Annotated in this window: 17 protein-coding genes; 6 read left to right on the forward strand and 11 right to left on the reverse strand. The window is 70.0% G+C overall.

Annotated features, from left to right (window positions below; translation table 11 throughout):
• Nucleotides 1-86: 86 nt before the first annotated feature.
• Nucleotides 87-2,507, reverse strand: a complete 2,421-nt coding sequence (locus IEV99_RS02500; RefSeq protein WP_188516144.1) for a methyl-accepting chemotaxis protein — start codon at nt 2,505-2,507, stop codon at nt 87-89.
• Between the two features lie 361 nt (nt 2,508-2,868).
• Here IEV99_RS02500 and serA point away from each other — a divergent pair, with 361 nt between their 5' ends.
• Together serA and IEV99_RS02510 are read left to right on the forward strand one after the other, a co-directional pair.
• The gene (serA, locus tag IEV99_RS02505) at nt 2,869-4,119 is read left to right on the forward strand and encodes a phosphoglycerate dehydrogenase (RefSeq protein WP_188516145.1); all 1,251 of its coding nucleotides are present in this window, start codon (nt 2,869-2,871) and stop codon (nt 4,117-4,119) included.
• A gap of 189 nt (nt 4,120-4,308) precedes the next feature.
• A complete protein-coding gene (locus IEV99_RS02510) occupies nt 4,309-4,452 on the forward strand; it encodes a hypothetical protein (protein WP_188516146.1) in 144 nt (47 codons plus the stop codon).
• Nucleotides 4,453-4,516: 64 nt separating this feature from the next.
• Here IEV99_RS02510 and IEV99_RS02515 read toward each other — a convergent pair whose 3' ends face one another.
• From IEV99_RS02515 to IEV99_RS02540, 6 genes are all read right to left on the reverse strand, one after another.
• Entirely contained in the window at nt 4,517-4,909 is a 393-nt protein-coding gene (locus IEV99_RS02515; protein ID WP_188516147.1) for a BA14K family protein, read from the reverse strand.
• Between the two features lie 135 nt (nt 4,910-5,044).
• Nucleotides 5,045-8,014 (reverse strand): methyl-accepting chemotaxis protein, encoded by a 2,970-nt coding sequence (locus IEV99_RS02520; RefSeq protein WP_188516148.1) that lies wholly within the window; start codon nt 8,012-8,014, stop codon nt 5,045-5,047.
• 266 nt (nt 8,015-8,280) lie between these two features.
• Nucleotides 8,281-9,291, reverse strand: coding sequence for a serine hydrolase domain-containing protein (locus tag IEV99_RS02525; protein WP_188516149.1), 1,011 nt, complete (start codon nt 9,289-9,291; stop codon nt 8,281-8,283).
• Nucleotides 9,288-10,274 carry an ABC transporter ATP-binding protein gene (locus IEV99_RS02530; RefSeq protein ID WP_188516150.1) on the reverse strand — a complete coding sequence of 329 codons (987 nt, stop codon included), beginning with the start codon at nt 10,272-10,274 and terminating at the stop codon, nt 9,288-9,290. The genes IEV99_RS02525 and IEV99_RS02530 overlap by 4 nt, the downstream gene beginning before the upstream one ends.
• Nucleotides 10,271-11,239 carry an ABC transporter ATP-binding protein gene (locus IEV99_RS02535; protein WP_188516151.1) on the reverse strand — a complete coding sequence of 323 codons (969 nt, stop codon included), beginning with the start codon at nt 11,237-11,239 and terminating at the stop codon, nt 10,271-10,273. The genes IEV99_RS02530 and IEV99_RS02535 overlap by 4 nt, the downstream gene beginning before the upstream one ends.
• A complete protein-coding gene (locus tag IEV99_RS02540) occupies nt 11,236-12,333 on the reverse strand; it encodes an anhydro-N-acetylmuramic acid kinase (RefSeq protein ID WP_188516152.1) in 1,098 nt (365 codons plus the stop codon). The genes IEV99_RS02535 and IEV99_RS02540 overlap by 4 nt, the downstream gene beginning before the upstream one ends.
• 114 nt (nt 12,334-12,447) lie before the next feature.
• On the opposite strand from IEV99_RS02540, the gene IEV99_RS02545 reads away from it, so the two are divergent.
• The 4 genes from IEV99_RS02545 to IEV99_RS02560 all read left to right on the forward strand — a co-directional run bounded on the left by IEV99_RS02545 (nt 12,448) and on the right by IEV99_RS02560 (nt 16,386).
• A complete protein-coding gene (locus IEV99_RS02545; protein ID WP_188516153.1) occupies nt 12,448-13,962 on the forward strand; it encodes an ABC transporter substrate-binding protein in 1,515 nt (504 codons plus the stop codon).
• Nucleotides 13,963-14,133: 171 nt separating this feature from the next.
• A complete protein-coding gene (locus IEV99_RS02550) occupies nt 14,134-15,084 on the forward strand; it encodes an ABC transporter permease (protein WP_188516154.1) in 951 nt (316 codons plus the stop codon).
• 4 nt (nt 15,085-15,088) lie between these two features.
• On the forward strand, nt 15,089-15,913 hold the full coding sequence (locus tag IEV99_RS02555) for an ABC transporter permease (protein WP_244643484.1): 825 nt from the start codon (nt 15,089-15,091) through the stop codon (nt 15,911-15,913).
• Entirely contained in the window at nt 15,910-16,386 is a 477-nt protein-coding gene (locus tag IEV99_RS02560) for a GNAT family N-acetyltransferase (RefSeq protein WP_188516155.1), read from the forward strand. Before IEV99_RS02555 ends, IEV99_RS02560 begins: the two co-directional genes overlap by 4 nt.
• Before the next feature lie 114 nt (nt 16,387-16,500).
• Here the strand turns inward: IEV99_RS02560 and IEV99_RS02565 are convergent, their stop codons facing one another.
• From IEV99_RS02565 to murA, 4 genes are all read right to left on the reverse strand, one after another.
• Entirely contained in the window at nt 16,501-17,250 is a 750-nt protein-coding gene (locus IEV99_RS02565; protein ID WP_188516156.1) for a GntR family transcriptional regulator, read from the reverse strand.
• Nucleotides 17,247-18,167: an N-acetylmuramic acid 6-phosphate etherase gene (locus IEV99_RS02570; protein ID WP_188516157.1), complete on the reverse strand. Its 921-nt coding sequence runs from the start codon at nt 18,165-18,167 to the stop codon at nt 17,247-17,249. Before IEV99_RS02570 ends, IEV99_RS02565 begins: the two co-directional genes overlap by 4 nt.
• A 126-nt stretch (nt 18,168-18,293) precedes the next feature.
• Nucleotides 18,294-19,160: a glucosamine kinase nucleotide-binding domain-containing protein gene (locus IEV99_RS02575; RefSeq protein ID WP_188516158.1), complete on the reverse strand. Its 867-nt coding sequence runs from the start codon at nt 19,158-19,160 to the stop codon at nt 18,294-18,296.
• A 4-nt stretch (nt 19,161-19,164) separates the two neighbouring features.
• The gene (murA, locus tag IEV99_RS02580; RefSeq protein WP_188516159.1) at nt 19,165-20,424 is read right to left on the reverse strand and encodes a UDP-N-acetylglucosamine 1-carboxyvinyltransferase; all 1,260 of its coding nucleotides are present in this window, start codon (nt 20,422-20,424) and stop codon (nt 19,165-19,167) included.
• Between the last annotated feature and the right edge of the window lie 187 nt (nt 20,425-20,611).

A 20,611-nucleotide genomic window follows, 5' to 3' on the forward strand; every position in this document is an offset into this window, starting at 1 on the left:
CGCTCGAAGCGGGCATCGCGGAAAAGCAGCATGCCCGGGGAGCGCCCGGGCATGCATGGTGTTCTCTGAATGGCGGCGGGAGGGTTCTAGAACTCGTCCCAACCGCCCGAGCGTCCGCCGCCGGCGGCCGCGCGCTTTGGCGCGGGAGCGACCTTCGTCTCGCGCGCAACGGTCCGCCCAGCCGGCGCTTTCGAGGCAGGCTTGGCCGTGAACGCCTGTGCGGCGAGGTCCCGCAGGCGCGCCGGCTCTGTGCGACGGTTCGCCTGGCCGCCGCCGCTGCGGGTCTGAAACCCGGCCACGAGGCTGTTCAGCCGGTCGATCTGGCCGGTCAGCGATCCCGCCGAGGCGGCGCTCTGCTCGGCGAGCGCGGCGTTCTGCTGGGTCATCTCGTCCATGTGGGCGACCGTCTGGCTCATTTCGTCGATGCCGTTGGCCTGCTCGCGCGCGGCCTCGGAGATCTCCGTCACGGTGGCGGCGACCTTGCGGGACGCGTCCACGATCTTGTCCAGCGCCTCGCCGGCGGACCTCACCAGCGCGACGCCCTGCGCGACTTCGGCCGTGGAGGAGTTGATCAGTCCCGTGATGTCCTTGGCCGCCTCGCTGGACCGCTGCGCCAGCGTGCGGACCTCGGACGCCACCACCGCGAAGCCCTTGCCGGCCTCGCCGGCGCGGGCGGCTTCTACGGCGGCGTTCAGCGCCAGCAGGTTGGTCTGGAACGCGATGTCGTCGATCACCGACGTGATGTCGGTGATCTTCTGCGACGCGCTCTCGATGCGCGCCATCGCGTCCACGGCCCGCGCCACGATCGCACCGCCGTCGGTCGCCACCGTCTGCGCCTGCTCGGCGATGCCGGCCGCCTGGGCGGACGCCGAGGCGCTGGCCTTCACGGACGCGGCCAGCTGCTCGGTGGTGGCCGCGGTTTCCTCCAGTGAGGAAGCCTGCTCCTCGGTGCGGCGAGACAGGTCGTCCGCGCCGGTGTTGATCTCGGTCGCGGCGGCCGAGACGTCCACCGTGGTGGTCTGGATGGTCGAGACCGTTTCGGAGAGCTTGGTCACGGTCTCGTTCACGGCCTCGCGCAGCTCGCCAAAGCGGCCCCGATAGGCCGTGTCGATCGTGCGGGTGAGGTCTCCGGCCGCCACGCTGCCGAGCACGGAGGCGAGTTCGCCCGTCGCCTGGTCCACCGCCACGTTGATGGCGTTGACGCCGTCCACGAGCTTTTGCAGGTCGCCGCCGGCGCTGGTGGCCGCGACGCGGCGGGTGAAGTCTCCGTCCGCCGCATAGGCCACAACCTGGCTGACATTCTCGACCACCTCGGCCATCACGCGGGCGGCTTCGGCCTGGCGTTGCTGGGCGGCGCGCTCCTCCTCCTCCATCAGGGCGGTGCGCTCCAGGCTCTCGCGATAGGCCAGCGCCGCCCGGGCGGCGGCTCCGACCTCGTCGCGACGCTCCGTGAACGGCACCTTCACGGCGACGTCGCCCTTCACGAGCTTCTCCAGCACCTCCGCGATGCGGCCGATCGGACGGGCCACGCCCAGCAGGGTCGCGGCCGCGCTGGCGATCAGCACCAGCAGCAGCACGCCCGAAAGCGCCAGCGCGATGATGTTGCTGCGCGAAAGCGCGTTGTCGAGCTGATCGGACACCAGCTTGTCGCGCGCCTCCGCGCGCTGGTGGATGGCCGTGAACAGGCCGGCGATCTGAGCCCGCAGGGGCGCGGCGCGCGTCGCCACGATCTTGGCCTGCTCGTCACGCAACGCCATGCAGCGTTCCATGGTGGAGCGCAGGGTCGCGATCACGGGCGGCAGCTTTTCGAGGCTGGAGAGAAGGTTGGGGTCGCTCAGGAAGCTCTGGAGCCGCTCCAGGTCGCCACTCACGCGTTCAAACGACTTTTCGAGGCTGGCGCGCAGCGTTTCGTCGTTGGTAGCCTCGAAGCGCCACATCGCCACGCGCGCGGTTTTCACGGCGTCGCTGATCCGGCTGACGCCGACCTCCATGTCCTGGCGGGTCACCGGATCGGCCGTGAGCACGGCCGACAGGACGGTGCTGACCTGACGGTCCCACGCGCCCGCCGCGTCCATCTGCTTGTTGAGTTCGTCCAGCCGCTCGGCCTGCGCCTTGGCCATGTCCAATACGGCCGCCAGATAGACTTCGAACGTGCTGCGCGTTTCCTTCAGCGCGGCGGCGTTCTCGGGCAAGGTCGCGAGCGAAAGCGCCTTGTCGAACGCCTTGGCGGCGCGGTCCTTGAGGGACGCCAGCGGCGCGGTGGTGGCGCTGAGTTGCGTGGGGTTGGTGGCGAGGCGAATGTCGCGGTTCAGGATCTGAACCTGCGCAAAGGCCGACTCGGCGTCGTTCACGACGTTGAGCAGCAACGCCGACTTCTCGGCCGTGGTGGACAGATCGTCGACCTGTTTCGCCGACCACTGCTGGTTTGCGGTGATCGCCAAGGCGAGCGTCACACCGAGTATAGCCTGGATGCCGAGTTTCTGGCCGATGCGTAGATTCTTGAACATTGTTGAGCCCCTCGCGACACCGTCGCACGAGCCGTCCAGTTCCAACCGCTCCGGGTCGGCTTTTCGCTCTGATCTTGAACGGAAGCTGGACAGCCGGGGCAGGATTCGAGAACTGGTTGAATCAAAGATGAATCACGGTGCAGTTTGCGCAGATATTATGAAGTACCCGCGTTAGTACCTAAGTATAGATCAGTAGAGCGTGACGAGATTCGTGCTCGCGCTTGCGGCCCGGTAATCGCAGACTCAACCCCGGATTCCTAACGGCCCGCCGGCCGGGTTGCGCCGACGCGCAGCCTCGCCTAGACCGCACGCGATGGGGGCGGCCAAAAGGTCGGTCGCACCACGCTGTGGGACTTAGCCGATGAGCGAGCGTCTTTCCCTGCCGAAGGACAAGATCCGCGTTCTCCTGCTGGAGGGCGTCAATGACAGTGCGGTCGAGCTCTTCGCGGCCGCCGGCTATTCCAACCTGACGCGCCTCGCCAAGGCGCTGGACGGCGATGCGCTGCGTGACGCGCTGAAAGGCGCGCACATTCTCGGCATCCGCTCGCGCACGCAGCTCACTGACCGCGTTTTCGAGGAAGCCGACAGGCTGGTGGCGGTGGGGTGCTTCAGCGTCGGCACCAACCAGGTCGATCTCGACGCCGCGCGCCGGCGCGGCATTCCGGTGTTCAACGCGCCTTTCTCCAACACCCGCAGCGTCGCCGAACTCGTGATCGGCGAGATCGTGATGCTGCTGCGCCGCATCTTCCCGCGCTCCGTGCAGGCCCATGCGGGCGGCTGGGACAAGTCCGCCGCCGACAGCCTGGAAGTGCGTGGCAAGACGCTCGGCATCGTCGGCTACGGCAATATCGGCAGCCAGCTCTCAACGCTCGCCGAAGCCATGGGCATGCGGGTGATCTATTTCGATCTCACCGACAAGCTCCGCCACGGCAACACCGAGCCGGTGGAAAGTCTCCACGCGCTGCTGGCCGCCAGCGACGTGGTGAGCCTGCATGTCCCGGAAACGCCCGGCACGGCCGGCATGATCGGCGCCGACGAGCTGGCCCGCATGCGCAAGGGCGCATACCTCATCAACAACAGCCGCGGCACCGTGGTGGACCTCGACGCGCTCGCGGCCGCGCTCCGCTCCGGCCACCTGCGCGGCGCGGCCGTGGACGTGTTCCCGGTGGAGCCCTCCTCCAACGCCGAGCGCTTCGTGAGCCCGCTGCAGGGGCTCGAGAACGTCATCCTGACGCCGCATGTGGGCGGCTCCACCGAGGAGGCGCAGGAGCGCATCGGTGGCGAGGTGGCGCGCAAGCTGATCGACTACAGCGATGTCGGCTCCACGCTGGGCGCGGTGAACTTTCCGCAGGTGCAACTGCCGCCGCGCCCCTCTGGCGTCCGCTTCATCCAGGTCCAGCGCAACATGCCCGGCATGCTGGGCCGGCTGGCCTCGGTGTTCGCCAAGCGCGGCATCAACATCGCGGCGCAATACTACCAGACCGACGGCGAACTCGGTTACGTCGTCCTCGACGCCGACGGCGACAACTTCGATGCGCGCGACGTGGTGCACGAGCTGCGGGGGCTTCCCGGCAACGTCCGGGCGCGCATCCTCAACCGCGCCGAGGATTGATCCCGCGCCCCTGTTGCACGGTTGATAGCGTGCACAACGACCCTTCGACGCTTCGAGGCCCTTGCGCGCCGAAGCGGCTGCTGGCTTGATCTTCGCCACGACGAACAACCCAAGGTTGAGTCGAGGTCCGGGGGCGATCGGTCGCATGCGCGACGGGTCGGGGCCGAGCAAAAAACAGGGGAGGGGCCGGTGCGCATCGCACACGGATTTCGCGAACAGCCTTTGCGGGCATGGGCGCATTCGCAGGCGGGACATCGAACCGCCATCACGAGGCTGGCCGCGCTGAGCGCCGCCGGGCTTGCGGCCTTTCTGGCCGTTCTGCTGACGCGCTGAAACGAAAAACCCGCGCCCGGGCGAAAACGCCTGGACGCGGGTTTTTCCTGGGTTCGCTCAGGCCTTACTGGCAGAGATGCCGCAGGCCGTCCTCGCCCACGAAGGTGCCGGAAGCGGCGTCGAAGGTCGGGTAGAGCTTGGCGCACTGCGCCCACTTCCACTCCATCGAGGCCGCCATCGGAGCCGAGGTCGTCGGCGACGTGCGCATGATCGTGCCGGTTTCGAAGCCCTCATAGGCGCGCGGCCTGTTGGAGTCGAAACGCTGCGGGGTGCCAGCGCCGCCCGCGACGCCGCCCGCCGACATGCCGCCCGCGCGGCCGCCCGAATAGGCCGTGTTGTTGGGCACGCCGCCGCCCGCGCCGGAGCCGAGCTGCGGGTAGGCCTGCGCCATCGCGAGGCCGGTGGAGAGCGCGAGGGCGCCGAGGGCCAAAACGCCCGTCCTGATCGAATTCGTCATGAATGAACTCCGCTGGGGGGCCCGGGAAGATGGCCCGGGTTCGGCATCCCAACGTGCGAAAACCGCATCGGTTCGCGCTTGCCGATCACGGGAGCGCGAACCCTTTGTATCAAGCTGAGGCTTGACTTGCGCCCGTCAGAACTCTTCCCAGCCGCCGCCCTGGGCGGCCGATCCGCCCGCCGCCGCCGCGCGACGACGCGGGGTCGGCTGTTCGGCCGTTGCGCTGGGGCGCTTGGCCGGCGCCGGCTTGGCGGGCGCCGCCTTGCCGCCCGCGACAGGCCGCGAGGCTTCGCCGCTTGTGCCCGCGAAAGCCTCCTGGGCGAGGCGGCGCAACCGCTCGGGCTCGCTCGCGGCGGCCGGAGCCGGCGTGCGCGACGGCGTGCGTGTCGCAGGCGCGCGAGCGGCCGGCGTGCGGGCGGCAGGCGCCAATTCAGCCGGGGCGGGGGCGCGGCTGGCGGCTTGCCGGCCGGTGTTGAAGGTCGCCACGATCTCGTTGAGCCGCTCGATCTGGGACGCCAGCGACGAAGCCGAGGCGGCGCTCTCCTCCGCGAGCGCGGCATTCTGCTGCGTCATCTCGTCCATGTGGGCGACGGCCTGGCTCATCTCGTCGATGCCGTTGGCCTGCTCGTTGGCGGCGCTCGAGATGTCGCCCACCGTGGTGGCCACCTTCTGCGACGCGGTTACGATTTTGCCGAGCGCCTCGCCGGCCGAGCGCACCAGCTTCACGCCTTGCGACACTTCCTGTCCCGAGGAGCTGATCAGTCCGGTGATGTCCTTGGCGGCCTCGCTGGAGCGCTGCGCCAGCGTCCGCACTTCCGACGCCACCACGGCGAAGCCCTTGCCGGCCTCTCCGGCCCGGGCTGCCTCTACCGCGGCATTGAGGGCCAGGAGGTTGGTCTGGAACGCGATGTCGTCGATCACCGACGTGATGTCGGAGATCTTCTGCGAGGCGCTCTCGATGCGCGCCATGGCGTCCACCGCCTCGGTGACGATCTTGCCACCCGTGATGGCCACCGACATGGCCTCCTCTGCCATCGAGAGGGCATGGCGCGAGGACTGCGCCGAAGCCTTCACGGAGGCCGCGAGCTCCTCCGTGGTGGCGGCAGTCTCTTCCAGCGAGGAGGCCTGCTCCTCGGTGCGCCGCGACAGGTCGTCCGCACCCGAGTTGATCTCGCGCGCCGCGCTGCCGACGTCGATCGCGGTGGTCTGGATGGTCACCACGGTGTCGGCCAAGCGGGCCATCGTGTCGTTGAGGGCGTCCTTAAGCTCGCCGAAGCGGCCCTCGTAGTCGGTCCCGATGGTGTGCGTCAGGTCTCCCTGCGCAAGCGCCTGCAGGGCCTGCGACAGGTCGTTGGTGGCGCCGTCTACGCCGGCGTTGATCTGGTTCATGGCGGCCGAGAGGTCGCGCATGAAGCCGACCTTGCCGTCCAGCGGAACGCGCTGGGTGAAGTCGCCGGCAGCCGCCGCCGCCGCCAGCGCGGCGACCTCGGACTGTACGGCGAGCTCGGCCGTGACGTCGCGCCACTCGATGGTTTGGCCGATCACGGCGCCATCCGCGCCCTGGATGGACGTCAGCGCAATGTTGAGCGTGTGGCCGCCGATGCGATAGCGCACCAGTTGCGCGCCGTTCTCCTCGCCCAGCACGCTGCGCTCGATCGCGGGGTTGTCCCGCACTTCCGAGAGCGGCGAGCCGACGAGGCTGTCCACCGACCAGTCCGCGCGGCCCGTCTTGAAGCTCGGCTCGATGGTGCGAAGGAACCGATCCAGCGCCTGGCTGACATAGACGATGCGCTCCTGCTCGTCCGTGATCATCATCATGGCGGGCGAGCTGTCGAGCGCCGAGCGGATGCGGGCGGCCGCCAGCCCGGTCTCGTGAATCTGCTTCAGCGAACGCGCGAGGTCGCCGATCTCGTCGGCCCGCGAGGTCGCGCCGAGTTCGACGGTTTCGCCGTTCACCAGCCGGCCGACCGCGTCCTTCAGGGCGCCGATCGGCTTGTAGATGGTGCGTGAGGCCAGCCAGCCGATGAGGCCGACAGCGAGCAGGATGCCCGCGCCTACCGTTGCGATCAGCTTGCCCATGGCGACGAGCGGAGCCTCGACCTCGCGCATGGTCTGCTCGGCCACCACCGCCCAGGTGCGACCCAGGATCTTGGCCGGAACCGCGATCACGGCCGAGTCCTCGCCCGAGGAGCCCAGCTCGTGGCTGGAGGCCGGCGCGCCCGAAAGGGCGGATTTCACGACTTGCGGGTCGAAGCGAAGCCTGCCGGCGGTCGGCTGGGCGCTCAGCGCCAGCTGCGTGCGCGCCAGTCCGTCCGGACCGACGGCGAAGACCTGGCCGGTTTCGCCCATCTTGCTGTTGATGATCGGCGAGATCGACGCAGGCGACAGCGTCGCGGCCACGACGCCCATCGCCACGCCAGCGTCCGTGACGAGGGCCTTGGCGAGAATGGACGTGGGGGCGCCGCCCGCCGGGGCGTAGTTCTCGTTGTCGATGAACACGACCTCGCCGGCGCCGGCTTTCCCCATGGCGTCCTTGAACGCCCGGCCCAGCGGGCCGTCCTTCATGCTTCCGTTCGACACGTTTGTGCCGAAGTCACGGTTCTTGACCGTCGAATACACGACCGACCCAGCCGGATCGAGGATCAGCACGTCGGCGAATTCAAACTGCCGCCGGTACTGGTCGATGATGGTGTGGACCTTCTCGTGGTAGAAACCGTAGCTGGTTTCGTCCTTCTCGCCCTTGTACTTGGCGCGCTCGCCGTCCTTGAACGGATTCTCGTCGATATAGAGTTTCTGCAGCAGCGCCTCGGCCTCGGCGCCCTTGGACTTGTAGTCGTTGCCCAGGTTGCTGAGCGCCTCGAACATGGTCGGCGTCTCTGACACGAGCCGGAGGTTCGTCTGCGCCTGGCGCATGTAGCGCTCCAGCGTGCCGGCCCGGTTCTGCACGGTGGCCTGAAGGCTCACCTCCAGCTGCTGAACGGCCGACCGCCGCGCAATCTCGTAGGCCATGCCGCCAACCGCGACGGCGCTCACCACCGCGCCCGTGAGCACGATGGCGGGGACCTTGAACGACAATTTCGAGAACACGCGCAATCTATTGGCCATTCGGGCACCACCTGGCTGACGTCGCCGCCAGGAGGCGATCGACACGGGTGCGAGAGTCTTTCCGAAGTCGGCCTGAATCATCCCGCCAAGCGCGGTGAGTCAAAACAGCCTGTCCGATGTCTCGCGACAGGCAGATTCACTCTGATTTACTTACAAACGGTTCAATTGCGCCGGGGCGTACGCGTTTTTCATCGCGGATATAGAATCGTTGCTGCAGGATTGTACTTCTGTGACGGTCGCCAAGATTTACATCTGTTGGTTGCACATCAGTCGATTCGCAAGCCCTTGATCGTTGTCTGAATCGCGTCGCCGACAGCTCTCCGCAACGTTACGATGCCGCTGTCGTGATGGCGGGTGGGATGGACGCGGTTGGTCAGCAGCGTCCAGGCGAGGCCCGCGTCTGCGTCCAGCCAGAGGCCCGTGCCGGTGAAGCCGGTATGCCCGATGGTCGTCGGCGAGCATGCGTCGCCGCCGGACCAGCCCTGATGGGCCATCTCCCAGCCGAGGCTGCGGGTCGGCGTCTGGCGCGTCCACACCGGCGATTGCGGCGCAGCCAGCAGTCCCGCGGCGAAATGGAGCAAGGCCGCCGCCGCTCCAAACAGCCCCGCATGGCCGGACGCGCCGCCCAGCGCGAAGGCGTTCTCGTCATGCACTTCGCCCCGCATGACCCGATCTCGCCATGTGCACCGCTCAGTGGCGGCGCATGACGCAGCCTCCGGTCGAAACGTAAACCCAGGCGGCAGCGGTTGGTCGGCCATCGGCACGCCCGTGAGCCGCTCGATTAGGATGCCGAGCAGGATGAAATTGATGTCCGAGTAAACCGGCGGACCCGCCTTCCAGGCGCGCTGGAGCACGAAGGCCCGCAATGTATGCGGATCCCGACCATATGTATACAAGGGCTCCACGGCCGGCAGGTGCGTCTGGTGCGTCAGGCATTGCCGCACGGTGAGGCGCCGCTCTGGGGCGCTCGCGACATCATACTGGCGCAGATCCGGGATCGCGGCCGCCAGCGGATCGTCGAGGCCGATCCGCCCCGCCGCCACGAGGTCGAGGACCCGCGTGGTGGTGAACACGACCTTGGTGAGCGACGCGAGATCGAACACTGTATCGGCCCGCATGGCTGCCGCATTTGGTTCGACCTGCGCGAAGCCGCCAAACCGGATCGCCCTCCCGCCCGCCGCATCCGCCACGGCCAGAACGGCCCCGGGAATGCGCCCGGCGGCCAGAGCTTCTGCCACGGGCGCAAAGGCCGTCTCGACGAGGATTTCGAGCGTCATGCCGGCTCCAGCGCGGGCGCGTCCGCATGCTCGTGAAGGTGGCAGGCCGCAATCGCCGTCCCGCCCGTCTCGGCGACATGCCGGCTCACCAGCTCCGGCGGTTCCACGGAACATCGCGGCATCGCGGCCGGGCAGCGGCCATGGAAGGCGCAACCCGGCGGCGGGCTCGACGGATCCGGCAGGTCGCCGTGGAGGATGATGCGCTCGCGCGGTTGCGCGGCCCCGGGCCGTCGGGGCACGGCGGACAACAACGCGCGCGTATAGGGATGAGCCGGCGCCTCGAACACCTGCGCGGCGGGCCCGATCTCGACGATCCGCCCGAGATACATCACCGCGATCCGGTCGCTGACGTGCCGGATCACCGAAAGGTCGTGGCTGATGAAGATCATCGCCAGCCCATAGGCGCGCCGCAGGTCGCCGATCAGGTTGATGATCTGCGACTGGATGGAGACGTCCAGCGCCGACACGGGCTCGTCCGCCACCAGCAGCTTCGGCCCCAGCGCCAGCGCCCGCGCGATCGCGACGCGCTGGCGCTGCCCGCCGGAGAATTCGTGTGGGTAGCGCCCGGCCGCATCGGCCGGCAGCCCCACCTGGTCCAGGAGCTCGGCCACGCGCGCCTTGCCGCCCGGCATGCCGTGGATGGCGAGCGGCTCGCCCACGATGGTCCCGACGGAATGTCGCGGGTTCAGCGACCCGAACGGGTCCTGGAACACCATCTGCATATCGCGCCGCTTTGCCGCCATGGCGCGCCGCGACAGGGGCAGCACGTCCTCGCCCTCGAACAGCACTTCCCCGGCGGTGGGCTCCACCAGCCGCAGCAGGCTCTTGCCCAGCGTCGACTTCCCGCAGCCGCTCTCGCCCACCACGCCCAGCGCCTCGCCGGCCGCCACCGTGAAGCTCACATCCTCCAGCGCATGCAGCACCCGCCCGTGCGGGCCGGCGTAGTGCTTGGTGAGGCCGCGCACGTCAAGAAGCGGCGTCATGCGGCGGCCTCCGCGGGGGCGGGGTTCCAGCACGCGGCGCGGTGGCCGGCGTCGCCCAGCAGCGCAGGCGTGGTCGTGCGGCACACCGGCAGCGCGGCCGGGCAGCGCGGCGCGAACGCGCAGCCATGCTCGCGCGCCCCCGGAGGCGGCACCATGCCGGCGATGGAGGGCAGCCGCGTTCCGGGCGGGTTGGAGGCCGGCGCCGTGTCGATCAGCGCCCGCGTGTAGCGATGCCGGGGATGGGCGAAGAGATCGCCGACGGCGGCTTCCTCCACGATCCGGCCCGCATACATCACGGCGGCCCGGTCGCAGACCTCCGCGACCACGCCGAGATCATGCGTGATCAGGAGGCAGCCCATGTCCATCTCGCGCCGCAGCCGGTCGATCAGCGCCAGGATCTGCGCCTGCACGGTCACGTCGAGCGCCGTGGTGGGCTCGTCGGCGATCAGGAGCTTCGGCTCGCAGGCGAGCGCCATCGCGATCATCACGCGCTGGCGCTGGCCTCCCGACATCTGATGCGGATAGCGCCCGAGCTGCTCGATCGGCGCCGGCAGGCCAACCAGCGCCAGCAACTCCGCCGCCCGCGCCAGAGCCTGCCGCCGCGACAGCCCGCGGTGGATCTCCAGCGCTTCGGCGATCTGGTCGCCCACCGTGAACACCGGGTTCAGCGACGTCATCGGCTCCTGGAAAATCATCCCGACCCGGTCGCCCCGCATCGCCCGCAGCGCCTCCGGGGCCATTGCGAGCACGTCTGCGCCGCCCACCCGCACTGCGCCCGACAGCACCCGAACGGGCGGGCTCGGCAGCAATCGCATCACCGACAAGGCCGTAATGCTCTTGCCGCAGCCGGACTCGCCGACGAGGCCCACCATCTCGCCGGGCGCGACCGTGATCGACACGTCTTCCACCAGCTTGCGCCCGCCCACCGCGAGCGTCAGGCCCTCGATCTCCAGAGCCGGCGTCATGCGGCGCGCCAGAGCTCGCCTCCGGTCATCGGGGCCGGAACGCCCGTGGTGGTCGGCAGGCTGAGCGGCAGCCCTCGGAGCGAGCGCACGGCGAGGTAGCCGAAGCATTGCGCCTCGATGAAATCGCCGTTCCAGCCCACCGCCTCGACAGGCTCCACCGGCACGCCGAGCGCATCGTGCAGCAACCGCATAAAAGTGGCGTTGAGCCGTCCTCCGCCCGTCACCAGCCACCGCACCGGCGGGCGCGGCACGTGTCGCACGGCGTCCGCCGCGGACGCGACCGTAAAGGCCGCCAGCGTGGCCGCGCCTTCCGAGTCGCCGAGGCTCTCCACGGCCTTGGCCCAGGCGTGGAAATCGTTGCGATCCAACGACTTGGGGGCAGGGCGGTCGAAATAGGGGTGCTTCATCAAGGACGCCACCATGGCGGCGTCGGCCTGCCCGGAGCCCGCGAGCCGCCCGCCCTCGTCATACGGCTTGCCGAGCCGCTTCAGCACGAAGTCGTCCAGCAGCGCCGAGGCCGGCCCGGTGTCGAACGCGATCACGGTTTCGCCGTCGATGAACGTGACGTTGCCGACGCCGCCGAGGTTCAGCACCATCACGGGCTGCTCGAGCCGCGAGGCCAGCGCCCGATGGTATAGCGGCGCAAACGGCGCGCCTTCGCCGCCGGCCGCCACGTCGGCGTGCCGGAAGCGGTTCACGACGTCGACGCCCAGCGCCCGCGCGACCCGTGCGCCCACGCCGAGCTGCCGCGTGAAGCGCTTCTCGGGCCGGTGATACACCGTCTGGCCATGGAGGCCGATGACGCGCACGCTCGCCCTGTCGACCGAAAACTCGGTCATGAACTGCGCGATCGCGTCCGCATGGGCGTCGCTCACGGCGGCCTCGAGATCGTCCAGCGCCCCATGCTCGGCCCGCGGCGCGTCCGCGATCAGGGCCAGCAGTTGGTCCCGCAGCGCGGGCGCGTAGGGGTAGCACTGGCCCGGCCCGGTCTCGACCCGCGCGTCGCCGTCAGTCCGCACGAGCGAGACGTCGATGCCGTCCATGGAAGTGCCGCTGATCGCCCCTATGGCGGTGAGCAGAGCGGGGTCGGACATGGTGCTTTCCTTGGCTGCGCGCGGCGTCCGGGCCGCTCCTGCCGGAGGGGCGGCGGCTTGCAATTGGTATTATAGCGGCCTACCCTCCGGGCACGTCAAACGATGGAGGAAACGATGCTGCGCAACGCCTTGAAAGCGGCGCTTCTGACCGCTGCGGCAAGCTTGTGCGCGGCCGGCCTCACGCCCGTGCGGGCCCAGACGCTGGAGGCCGCGATCGACGCGTCCCCGGCCGGGCTCGATCCTCATATCATCACCGCATTCGCGTCCTTCATGGTGGTGAACGGCACCATCTATGAAGGCCTCACCGCCATCGACAAGGACCTGCGAGTCGGGCCCGGCCTCGCCGAGTCCTGGACGGTCGCGCCCGACGGCAAGACCTACAATTTCAAGCTGCGCTCCGGCGTCACCTTCCACAACGGCGCCCCCATGGAGGCCGCCGACGTGGCAGCGTCGCTGAAGCGCGTCATGGCCAAGGAGATCGCCTCGCCGCTGGCGAGCCGCCTCGCCGCCGTGGACAGCGTGACCGCGCCAGACGCCACGACCGTGGAGCTGAAGCTCAAGGAGCCGGCCGCGCCGCTGCTCACCTCGCTGGCCACGCTCGCGATCGTGCCGCGCTCCTTCGAGGCCGACAAGGACGGCCTGCAGAAGCAGCCGGTCGGCACCGGCCCGTTCAAGTTCCGGGAGTGGCAGCCCAACGGCTTCATCGCGCTCAGCAAGAACGACGCCTACTGGCGCAAGGACCTGCCCAAGCTCGACGGCGTGAAGTTCAACATCGTCCCCGAGTCCGCCACCCGGCAGGTCGGCGTCAGCAGCGGCCAATACGCCATGCTGCCCAACATCGACGCCGCCACGGCGCTGCAGCTCAAGGGCAAGCCCGGCGTGAAGCTTTCGGAGACGCTGGAGCTCGCCTACACGCTGATCGGCTTCAACGTCGCCAAGCCGCCCTTCGACAACGCCAAGGTCCGCGAGGCCGTCAACACGGCGCTCAACCGCGACGAGATCATCCAGGCCGCCCTGTTCGGCGCCGGCGTGCCCGGCGGCCCGCTCTCGCCCGCCCTCAAGGACTGGGCCACCGACGTGAAGCAGTTCAGCTGCTACAAGCACGACCCCGCCAAGGCCAAGCAGCTCCTGAAGGAGAGCGGCGTCGCCCAGCCGATCAGCGTCACCATGACGGTGCTGCCCCGGCAGGACATCAAGGACATCGCCCAGGTCGTGCAGCAGCAGCTCGGCAATGTCGGGATCAAGGTGGAGCTGAAGACGCCCGAGCTCGGCCAGTTCATCCAGGACTGGCGCAACGGCGCGTTCGACCTCTTCGCTTCCACCAACGCCGGCAGCCCGGACCCGGACGACTACTTCTTCCGCACCTTCCGCACCGGCGGCTCCACCAACGTGTTCAAGTACACGAACCCGGAGCTCGACGCCCTGCTCGACAAGGCCCGCGCCAACACGGACCCGGCAAGCCGCAAGGCCGACTACGCCAAGGTCCAGTCCATCCTGGCCTGCGACGGCCCGATCGCGCATCTGGCCTATGGCCAGCTCTTCACCGCGTCCCGCGCCAACGTCTCGGGCTACGAGATCATGGCCAACCGCTCGCTCAGCTCCCTCGCCGAGACCGCGGTCGGGAAATGAAACCGCTCCGTCATTGCGAGCGCCAGCGAAGCAATCCAGCTAATGCCGGGCCGGTGGGCTCCGCGCCTCCCGCCCGGCGCCTGGATTGCCGCGGCGCTTCGCTCCTCGCAATGACGGAGAGGGAATGCCGGTCGCAGAATGGTGTTGCAGACGCGAGTACGGCCGCCTGACATGCCGCTGCGCCTCCTCGCCAACCGGCTGCTCGACCTCGCGCTGGTGCTGTTCTGCGTGTCCGCCATCGTTTTCGCGATGATCCGGCTGATCCCGGGCGACGCGGTGGCGATCATGCTGGGCGCCAACACGGAGGTGACGCCCGAGCGCGTCGCGGCGCTGCGCGCCCGCATCGGCCTCGACCAGCCGCTTGTCACCCAATACCTCGCCTGGATCGGCGCCGCGCTGCGCGGCGATTTCGGGACATCGCTGTGGACCGGCCGGCCCGTGATCGCCGAAATCGGCGCGCAGGTCTGGCCCACCGTGCAGCTCACCGTTCTGGCGCTCGCGCTGGGCGCCGGGCTCGCGATCCCCACCGGCGTCCTGATGGCGCGGCTGCGCGGCCGCTTCGCGGACGGCGCCATGCGGGTGATCACAGTGGCGGGCCTTACGATCCCGTCCTTCTGGCTCGGCATCGTGATGATCCTCGCGCTGGCGACGCTGGCCCCCAACCTCCAGGCGCTCGGCTACGTACCCTTTTCCGAGGACCCGCTCGGCAACATCGGCCGCCTGCTGCTGCCCGCGATCGCGCTCGGCCTGCCGATCCTCGCCAACCTGTCGCGCCTCGTGCGCTCCGCCATGCTGGACGCGCTCGTGCAGGACTATGTCCGCACCGCCCGCGCCAAGGGCGCAAGCGAGCGCTCCGTGCTCTACAAGCACGCGCTGCGAAACGCCCAGATTCCCTTTGTCACCAGCGTCGGCGTCAACGCCGGCTACCTCCTGGGCGGCGCCATCGTGGTGGAGCAGGTCTTCGCCATCCCGGGCCTCGGCCGGCTGATCCTGGGCGCCATCGCAGACCGCAACTATCCGCTGCTGCAGGCCGCCATCCTGGTGGTGACCTGCGGCTTCGTGGTGATGAACTTCATCGTCGACTTGCTCTACGCGGTGATCGATCCGCGCGTGCGGAACTGAGCCCGTGGACACGCTGCGCCGACGCCCTTTGCTCGCTTTCGCGCTCGCCTTCGTGGCCGTGCAGGCCCTGATGGCGGTCTTCGCCGGGCAGGTCGCGCCCTATGATCCGCTGAAGCAGGACATCCTCGCCCGCCTCAAGGGCCCCAGCGCCGCGCACTGGCTGGGGGCGGACCAGTTCGGCCGGGACGTGCTGTCGCGCATCATCCATGGCTGGCGCGCCTCGCTGGCCGTCTCGGTGGCGGCCGTCGGGGCGGCGCTGCTGGTGGGCGGGACGCTCGGGATCGTGGCCGCCTTCTACCGCGGCTGGATCGACCGAATTCTGATGCGCGCCATGGACGTGCTTTTCGCCTTTCCGGTGCTGCTGCTCGCCATCGGCATCGTGGCGGTGCTCGGCCCGCAATCCTCCACGGCCGCCATCGCGATCGCGGTGGTGTACACGCCCATCTTCGCCCGCCTGCTGCGCGGCCCGGCGCTGGTGGTGTGCGAGAGCGACTACGTAATGGGGGCCCGGGCGGTGGGCGCCTCGGACGGCCGCATCATGCTGATGCATGTGCTCCCCAACCTCGCCAGCGTGGTGCTGGTGCAGACGAGCCTGCTGCTGTCGTCAGCCATCCTGGTGGAAGCCTCCCTGAGCTTCCTCGGCCTCGGCGTGCAGCCGCCGACGCCATCGCTCGGGCTGATGCTGTCGGAAGGCCGCAACTTCCTGATGCTCTCGCCGTGGAGCGCCGTGTTCTCGGGCGCGGCCATCCTGGTGCTAGCCTTCGGCCTCAACCTGCTCGGCGACGCCCTGCGCGACACGCTCGACCCGCGCCTGCGGGGGCAGGAATGAGCGCCCTCGCCATCCGCGACGCCGCCCCGGCCGACATCCCGGCCCTCGCCCGCGTGGCGCTGGCCTCCTACCGATCCGCCTTCGCGGCGATCGCCAGCCCCGAATACCTCGCGTCCCGCACGGACGCGACCTTCGCGGAGCGCTTCACCACGTCGCTGGACCGCGTGCGGCTGGCCGAGCGCGACGGCGCCGTGATCGGCTTCACGATGGTGACGGCCGGCCACCTCGACATGCTCTTCGTCGACCCCGCCGCGCAGGGCTCGGGCGCCGGCTCCGCCCTGTTGGCCGACGCCGAGGCCCGCGGCGCCTGCACGCTGGAAAGCTTCCGCGACAACCACCCAGCCCGCGCCTTCTACGAACGCCACGGCTGGCGCCTCACCCGGGCCTACGACCGTGACGTCGGCGGCGGCGTCCACGCCTGCGTGTTCTACGAGAAGGCGCCGCCAACTGCGGGCGACGGCCGCCAGGATTGAGCTCCCTGCCGTCATTGCGAGCCAGAGGCGAAGCAGTCCAGCCTAATGGCCGGGCGTTGGACTGGATTGCTCCGCTGTCGCTCGCAATGACGAGAGCGGTTCCCGGGCCGGCGGCTAACCTCCGTATGCCGCCTCGCGCACTTCGGTGACGAAGTCATACCGATCGCCCCGGTAGGCCGAGCGCGTGAGCTCCACGGGCGCGCCGTTCGCAAGAAAGCTGCGGCGCTCGATGCGCAGGATGGCGGCGCCAACCGGAATGTCGAGGAGCTGCGCCTCCTGCGGGGTCGCCAGCGAGGATTGCAGGCGCTGGACGCCTCGCACCGGCCGGTTACCCCGACGGTTCAGCGCTTCGTACAGGCTATCGCCGATGTCGCCCACGGGCGGCAGCAGCGTGGCTGGCACAACCGCGCGTTCGATCGCGAGCGGTTCGCCATCGGCGGTGCGCACGCGCGACATCCGCACCACGGCCGCGCCCGGCGCACAGTTCAGCGCGGCGGCTTCCTCGGCGTTCGGCGCGTCCACGCGCTGTTCCAGCCAGACGCTGCCCGGCCGCGCGCCGCGGCTCTGCATGTCGGCCGAGAAGCCGGCCAGCACGGAAGCCGGCTGCTCGATGCGGATCGCCACATAGGTGCCGGAGCCCGGCCGGCGCGACAGCAGCCCCTCGCGCAACAGCGCGTCGATCGCCTTGCGCACCGTGACGCGCGAGATCGACGTCATGGCGCTGAGCTCGCGCTCGGAAGGCAGCGCCTCGCCGACGCGCACCGCGCCGCCGCGGATCATGCCGCGCAGGCTCTCGGCGAGCTGCAGGTAGAGCGGCGTCGGGCTCGCCCCGTCGAGCGCGATGCGACCCTGCTCCAGCGTCATGGCGCCACAGCGTCGCCCGCCGACGCGCCGCCGGCCGCGTCCAGGGTCGCGAGCGCCCGCCGCAGGCTGCCGCCCGAACGGTCGATCAGCGCGCCCGCGAGATCGGGATCGAGGCCCTGCGCCACCAGCGTGGCCCGCTTCACGTCCCAGTCCACTTGCCGGAGCGCATCGCCCGCCACGGCCTCGTCGCAGCCCGCCAGCGCCGCCACCATGGCCTCGGCCCGCCGGTGCAGCTTGGTGTTGCTGGCCCGCATGTGCACCATCAGGCCACGATACACGCGCCCGAGCCGGATCATCACCGCGGTGGAGAACAGGTTCAGCGCCGCCTTCTGGGCCGTGCCGGCCTTCATGCGGGTGGAGCCCGCCACCACCTCGGCCCCGGTCTCGATCAGGATCGGATGCCGCGCGACGGCCAAAAGCGGCGCGTCGGCGTTGTTGGCCATGCCGAGCGTCACAGCGCCCCGTTCAGTCGCCCGGCGCACGAACGCCACCGTGTAGGGCGTCGTGCCGCTGGCCGCGAGGCCGATCACCACGTCATCCGGGCCGATTGCGGCCGCGTCCACCTTCGCGATCGCGTCGGCGGCGTCGTCCTCCGCGCCCTCGGCGCTTTTCACGAGCGCGCCCGGCCCGCCCGCCATCGCAAACACGAGCTGGTCGAGCGGCCAGTCGAAGGTGGGCGGCAACTCCGCGCCGTCCTGCACGGCGACGCGGCCGGACGTGCCCGCGCCCGCATAAACAAGGCGTCCGCCGCGCCGAAGCGCCTCGGCCGCGTCGTCAACCGCCGCCGAGATGGCGCCCAGCGCCGGCCGCACGGCCGCGACCGCCGAGAGCTGCCCCTCGAACATGGCCTCCACGGCGTCGCGCGTCGGCCAGTCGTCCAGGTCCACATAGCGTGCGCTGACGTCCTCGGTGGCCATGGGGCGATGGTCCTGCCTAATACCAATGAAAGACCAGTTTAGGCCGATGCCGGCCGGGGGCAAGAGGTTCGCGTGGCGCCACGATGCCCACCCTCCCTTGAGGGGGAGGGTGGCGCGCCGCGCGCCTCACCCCTGCTTGGCCATCCAGATCGCGCCCGCCACCGCGTCGGCGTCCACGGGCTTGAGCTTCCGGCGCACGTCTGGCGCCAGCCAGGGCTCGATCGCGCTGGACAGGCCGCCGATCAGCGCGATGCGGGGGGCGCCGCGGTCGAACAGCGCGCGGCAGAGCCCGTCGACCTGCTCGGCCGCGCCCTGCACGATGCGCCGGCCGGCCGGGTCGCCGTTGTCGGCGTGACGCATCACGAGCGGCGCAAAGGTCGCGTAGTCTGTGGCCGTGGCCCTGTCCATCCACGCCACCGCGGCGGCGGGGTCGTTCTCGAAGCGCGCCAGCACGTCGCCCAGCAGCGCAGTGCGGTCCACACGGCCGTCAAAGGCGCGCAGCGCCAGCCGGATGGCCTGCAGCCCGAGATCGGCGCCGCTGCCCTCGTCCGAGATCGGGAACCCATAGCCGCCGACGCGTTCTTCGCGGCCCGTCACGCGCGCCAGCCCGAAGCTGCCGGTGCCGACGATCACGATGCCGCCATCCTGGCCGCCATGAGCGCCGATGCACGCGATCAGGCCGTCGCTCGCGAAGGCGACCGATGCGAAGGGCAGGGGAGTCGCCTCCAGCGCCTCGCGCGCCCCTTTGCGGCCGATGCCCGCCAGCCCGATCCCGGCCCGCACGCGCGGCCAATCCGACGCCGTGAGGCCGGCCTCGTCGAGCGCCGCCGTGGCGGCCGTCATGATGGCCGTCACCGAGGCCTCGATCCCGAGGCGCGTCGTCGCCGGCCCGGCGAGGCCGGCGCCCAGGATGGCGCCGTCCGGCGTCTCGATGCGGGCGCGGCAACCGGTGCCGCCGCCGTCGACGCCCAGGTAAAGGATGTCGTGCGCCATGGCCCTAGTCCTGCAGCCGGCGGATGTGTGCGCCGCAGCGCACGAGCTTCTTGTCCAGCGTCTCGTAGCCGCGGTCGAGATGGTAGATGCGGTTCACCACCGTCTCGCCTTCGGCCGCGAGCGCCGCCAGCACCAGGCACACGGAGGCGCGCAGGTCCGTCGCCATCACGGGCGCGCCCTTCAGGCCCGGCACGCCGCGCACCAGCGCGGTGGCGCCCTGCAGGGTGATGTTGGCGCCGAGCCGCGACAGCTCCGGCACGTGCATGAAGCGGTTCTCGAACACGGTCTCGCGGATCACCGACGCCCCTTCGGCGATGCTCATCAGCGCCATGAACTGCGCCTGGAGGTCCGTCGGGAAGCCCGGATAGGGCTCGGACGCGATGTCGATGCCGCGCAGCCGCCCGGTGCGCGACACCATGAGGCCACGGTCGGTGGGCCAGATCTGCACGCCCGCCGCCTCCAGCGCCTCGGCCACCGCCGACAGGTGCTCCAGTCGCGCTCCCGTGAGTTCGAGATGCCCGCCCGTGATCGCGGCCGCGATCGCGTAGGTTCCGGCCTCCACGCGGTCCGGGATGATCTCGTGCCGCGCCTTGCGGAATGCCGTGTCGCCCTGGATCAGGATCCGATGCGTCCCCGCGCCCTCGATGCGCGCCCCCATGGCGACCAGGCAGGCCGCGAGATCGGCCACCTCCGGCTCACGCGCGGCGTTCATGATCTCGGTTTCGCCGCGCGCCAGCACGGCCGCCATCATGGCGGTCTCGGTGGCGCCCACCGAGGGCGAGCCGAACACGATGCGCGCGCCCTTCAGCCCAGCCGGCGCGCGGGCGTCGATGGCGCCCCGATCCAGCGATATCTCCGCCCCCATCGCGGTGAGCGCCTTGATGTGGAGGTCCACCGGCCGCGCCCCGATGGCGCAGCCGCCGGGCTGTGAAACCCGCGCGTGGCCAAAGCGCGCCAGCAGCGGCCCGAGCACCAGGATGGTGGCCCGCATGCGTCGCACTGTGTCGTACGGGGCCTCACGATTAACCACGCCGGCGGGATCCACCGTCACGCTGGCGCCCGAGCGCTGCGGAATCACGGCGCCGTAGTGCTCCAGCAGCTGCAGCATGGACCGGATGTCGCCCACGTCGGGCAGGTTCAGAAGGGTGAGCGGCTCGGGGCTCAACAGCGCAGCGGCGAGCTGCGGCAAGGCGGCGTTCTTGGCCCCGCAGATCTGGACCGTTCCCTCGAGCCGGCGCCCGCCCTCGATCAGCAGCCTTTCCATCTCGGCCTCCCGGGCGGCTGCGCCCGTGCGATGCGGCGGCTCAGGGCGCGCCGAACTGGTTCTAAAGTGGTCTACGCACAATACGGTCGGCCGCGCCTCGCCGCCAGTGGCTTGGTGAACCAAGAGAGCGCTGAAAAAGGCTCATTGCTGAGCTTCATTCAACAAAGCGTTGGAAATTCCCATTTGC

Source organism: Alsobacter metallidurans (genome assembly GCF_014636935.1).
GTDB lineage: Bacteria > Pseudomonadota > Alphaproteobacteria > Rhizobiales > Beijerinckiaceae > Alsobacter > Alsobacter metallidurans.

Coding starts and splice junctions, on each gene's coding strand:
- IEV99_RS02520 (WP_188516148.1), bottom strand. CDS start 8,014: ATGGCCAATAGATTGCGCGTGTTCTCGAAATTGTCGTTCAAGGTCCCC.
- IEV99_RS02570 (WP_188516157.1), bottom strand. CDS start 18,167: ATGGCCACCGAGGACGTCAGCGCACGCTATGTGGACCTGGACGACTGG.
- murA (WP_188516159.1), bottom strand. CDS start 20,424: ATGGAAAGGCTGCTGATCGAGGGCGGGCGCCGGCTCGAGGGAACGGTC.
- IEV99_RS02575 (WP_188516158.1), bottom strand. CDS start 19,160: ATGGCGCACGACATCCTTTACCTGGGCGTCGACGGCGGCGGCACCGGT.
- IEV99_RS02540 (WP_188516152.1), bottom strand. CDS start 12,333: ATGTCCGACCCCGCTCTGCTCACCGCCATAGGGGCGATCAGCGGCACT.
- IEV99_RS02535 (WP_188516151.1), bottom strand. CDS start 11,239: ATGACGCCGGCTCTGGAGATCGAGGGCCTGACGCTCGCGGTGGGCGGG.
- IEV99_RS02500 (WP_188516144.1), bottom strand. CDS start 2,507: ATGTTCAAGAATCTACGCATCGGCCAGAAACTCGGCATCCAGGCTATA.
- IEV99_RS02545 (WP_188516153.1), top strand. CDS start 12,448: ATGCTGCGCAACGCCTTGAAAGCGGCGCTTCTGACCGCTGCGGCAAGC.
- IEV99_RS02550 (WP_188516154.1), top strand. CDS start 14,134: ATGCCGCTGCGCCTCCTCGCCAACCGGCTGCTCGACCTCGCGCTGGTG.
- IEV99_RS02525 (WP_188516149.1), bottom strand. CDS start 9,291: ATGACGCTCGAAATCCTCGTCGAGACGGCCTTTGCGCCCGTGGCAGAA.
- serA (WP_188516145.1), top strand. CDS start 2,869: ATGAGCGAGCGTCTTTCCCTGCCGAAGGACAAGATCCGCGTTCTCCTG.
- IEV99_RS02530 (WP_188516150.1), bottom strand. CDS start 10,274: ATGACGCCGCTTCTTGACGTGCGCGGCCTCACCAAGCACTACGCCGGC.
- IEV99_RS02515 (WP_188516147.1), bottom strand. CDS start 4,909: ATGACGAATTCGATCAGGACGGGCGTTTTGGCCCTCGGCGCCCTCGCG.
- IEV99_RS02565 (WP_188516156.1), bottom strand. CDS start 17,250: ATGACGCTGGAGCAGGGTCGCATCGCGCTCGACGGGGCGAGCCCGACG.
- IEV99_RS02560 (WP_188516155.1), top strand. CDS start 15,910: ATGAGCGCCCTCGCCATCCGCGACGCCGCCCCGGCCGACATCCCGGCC.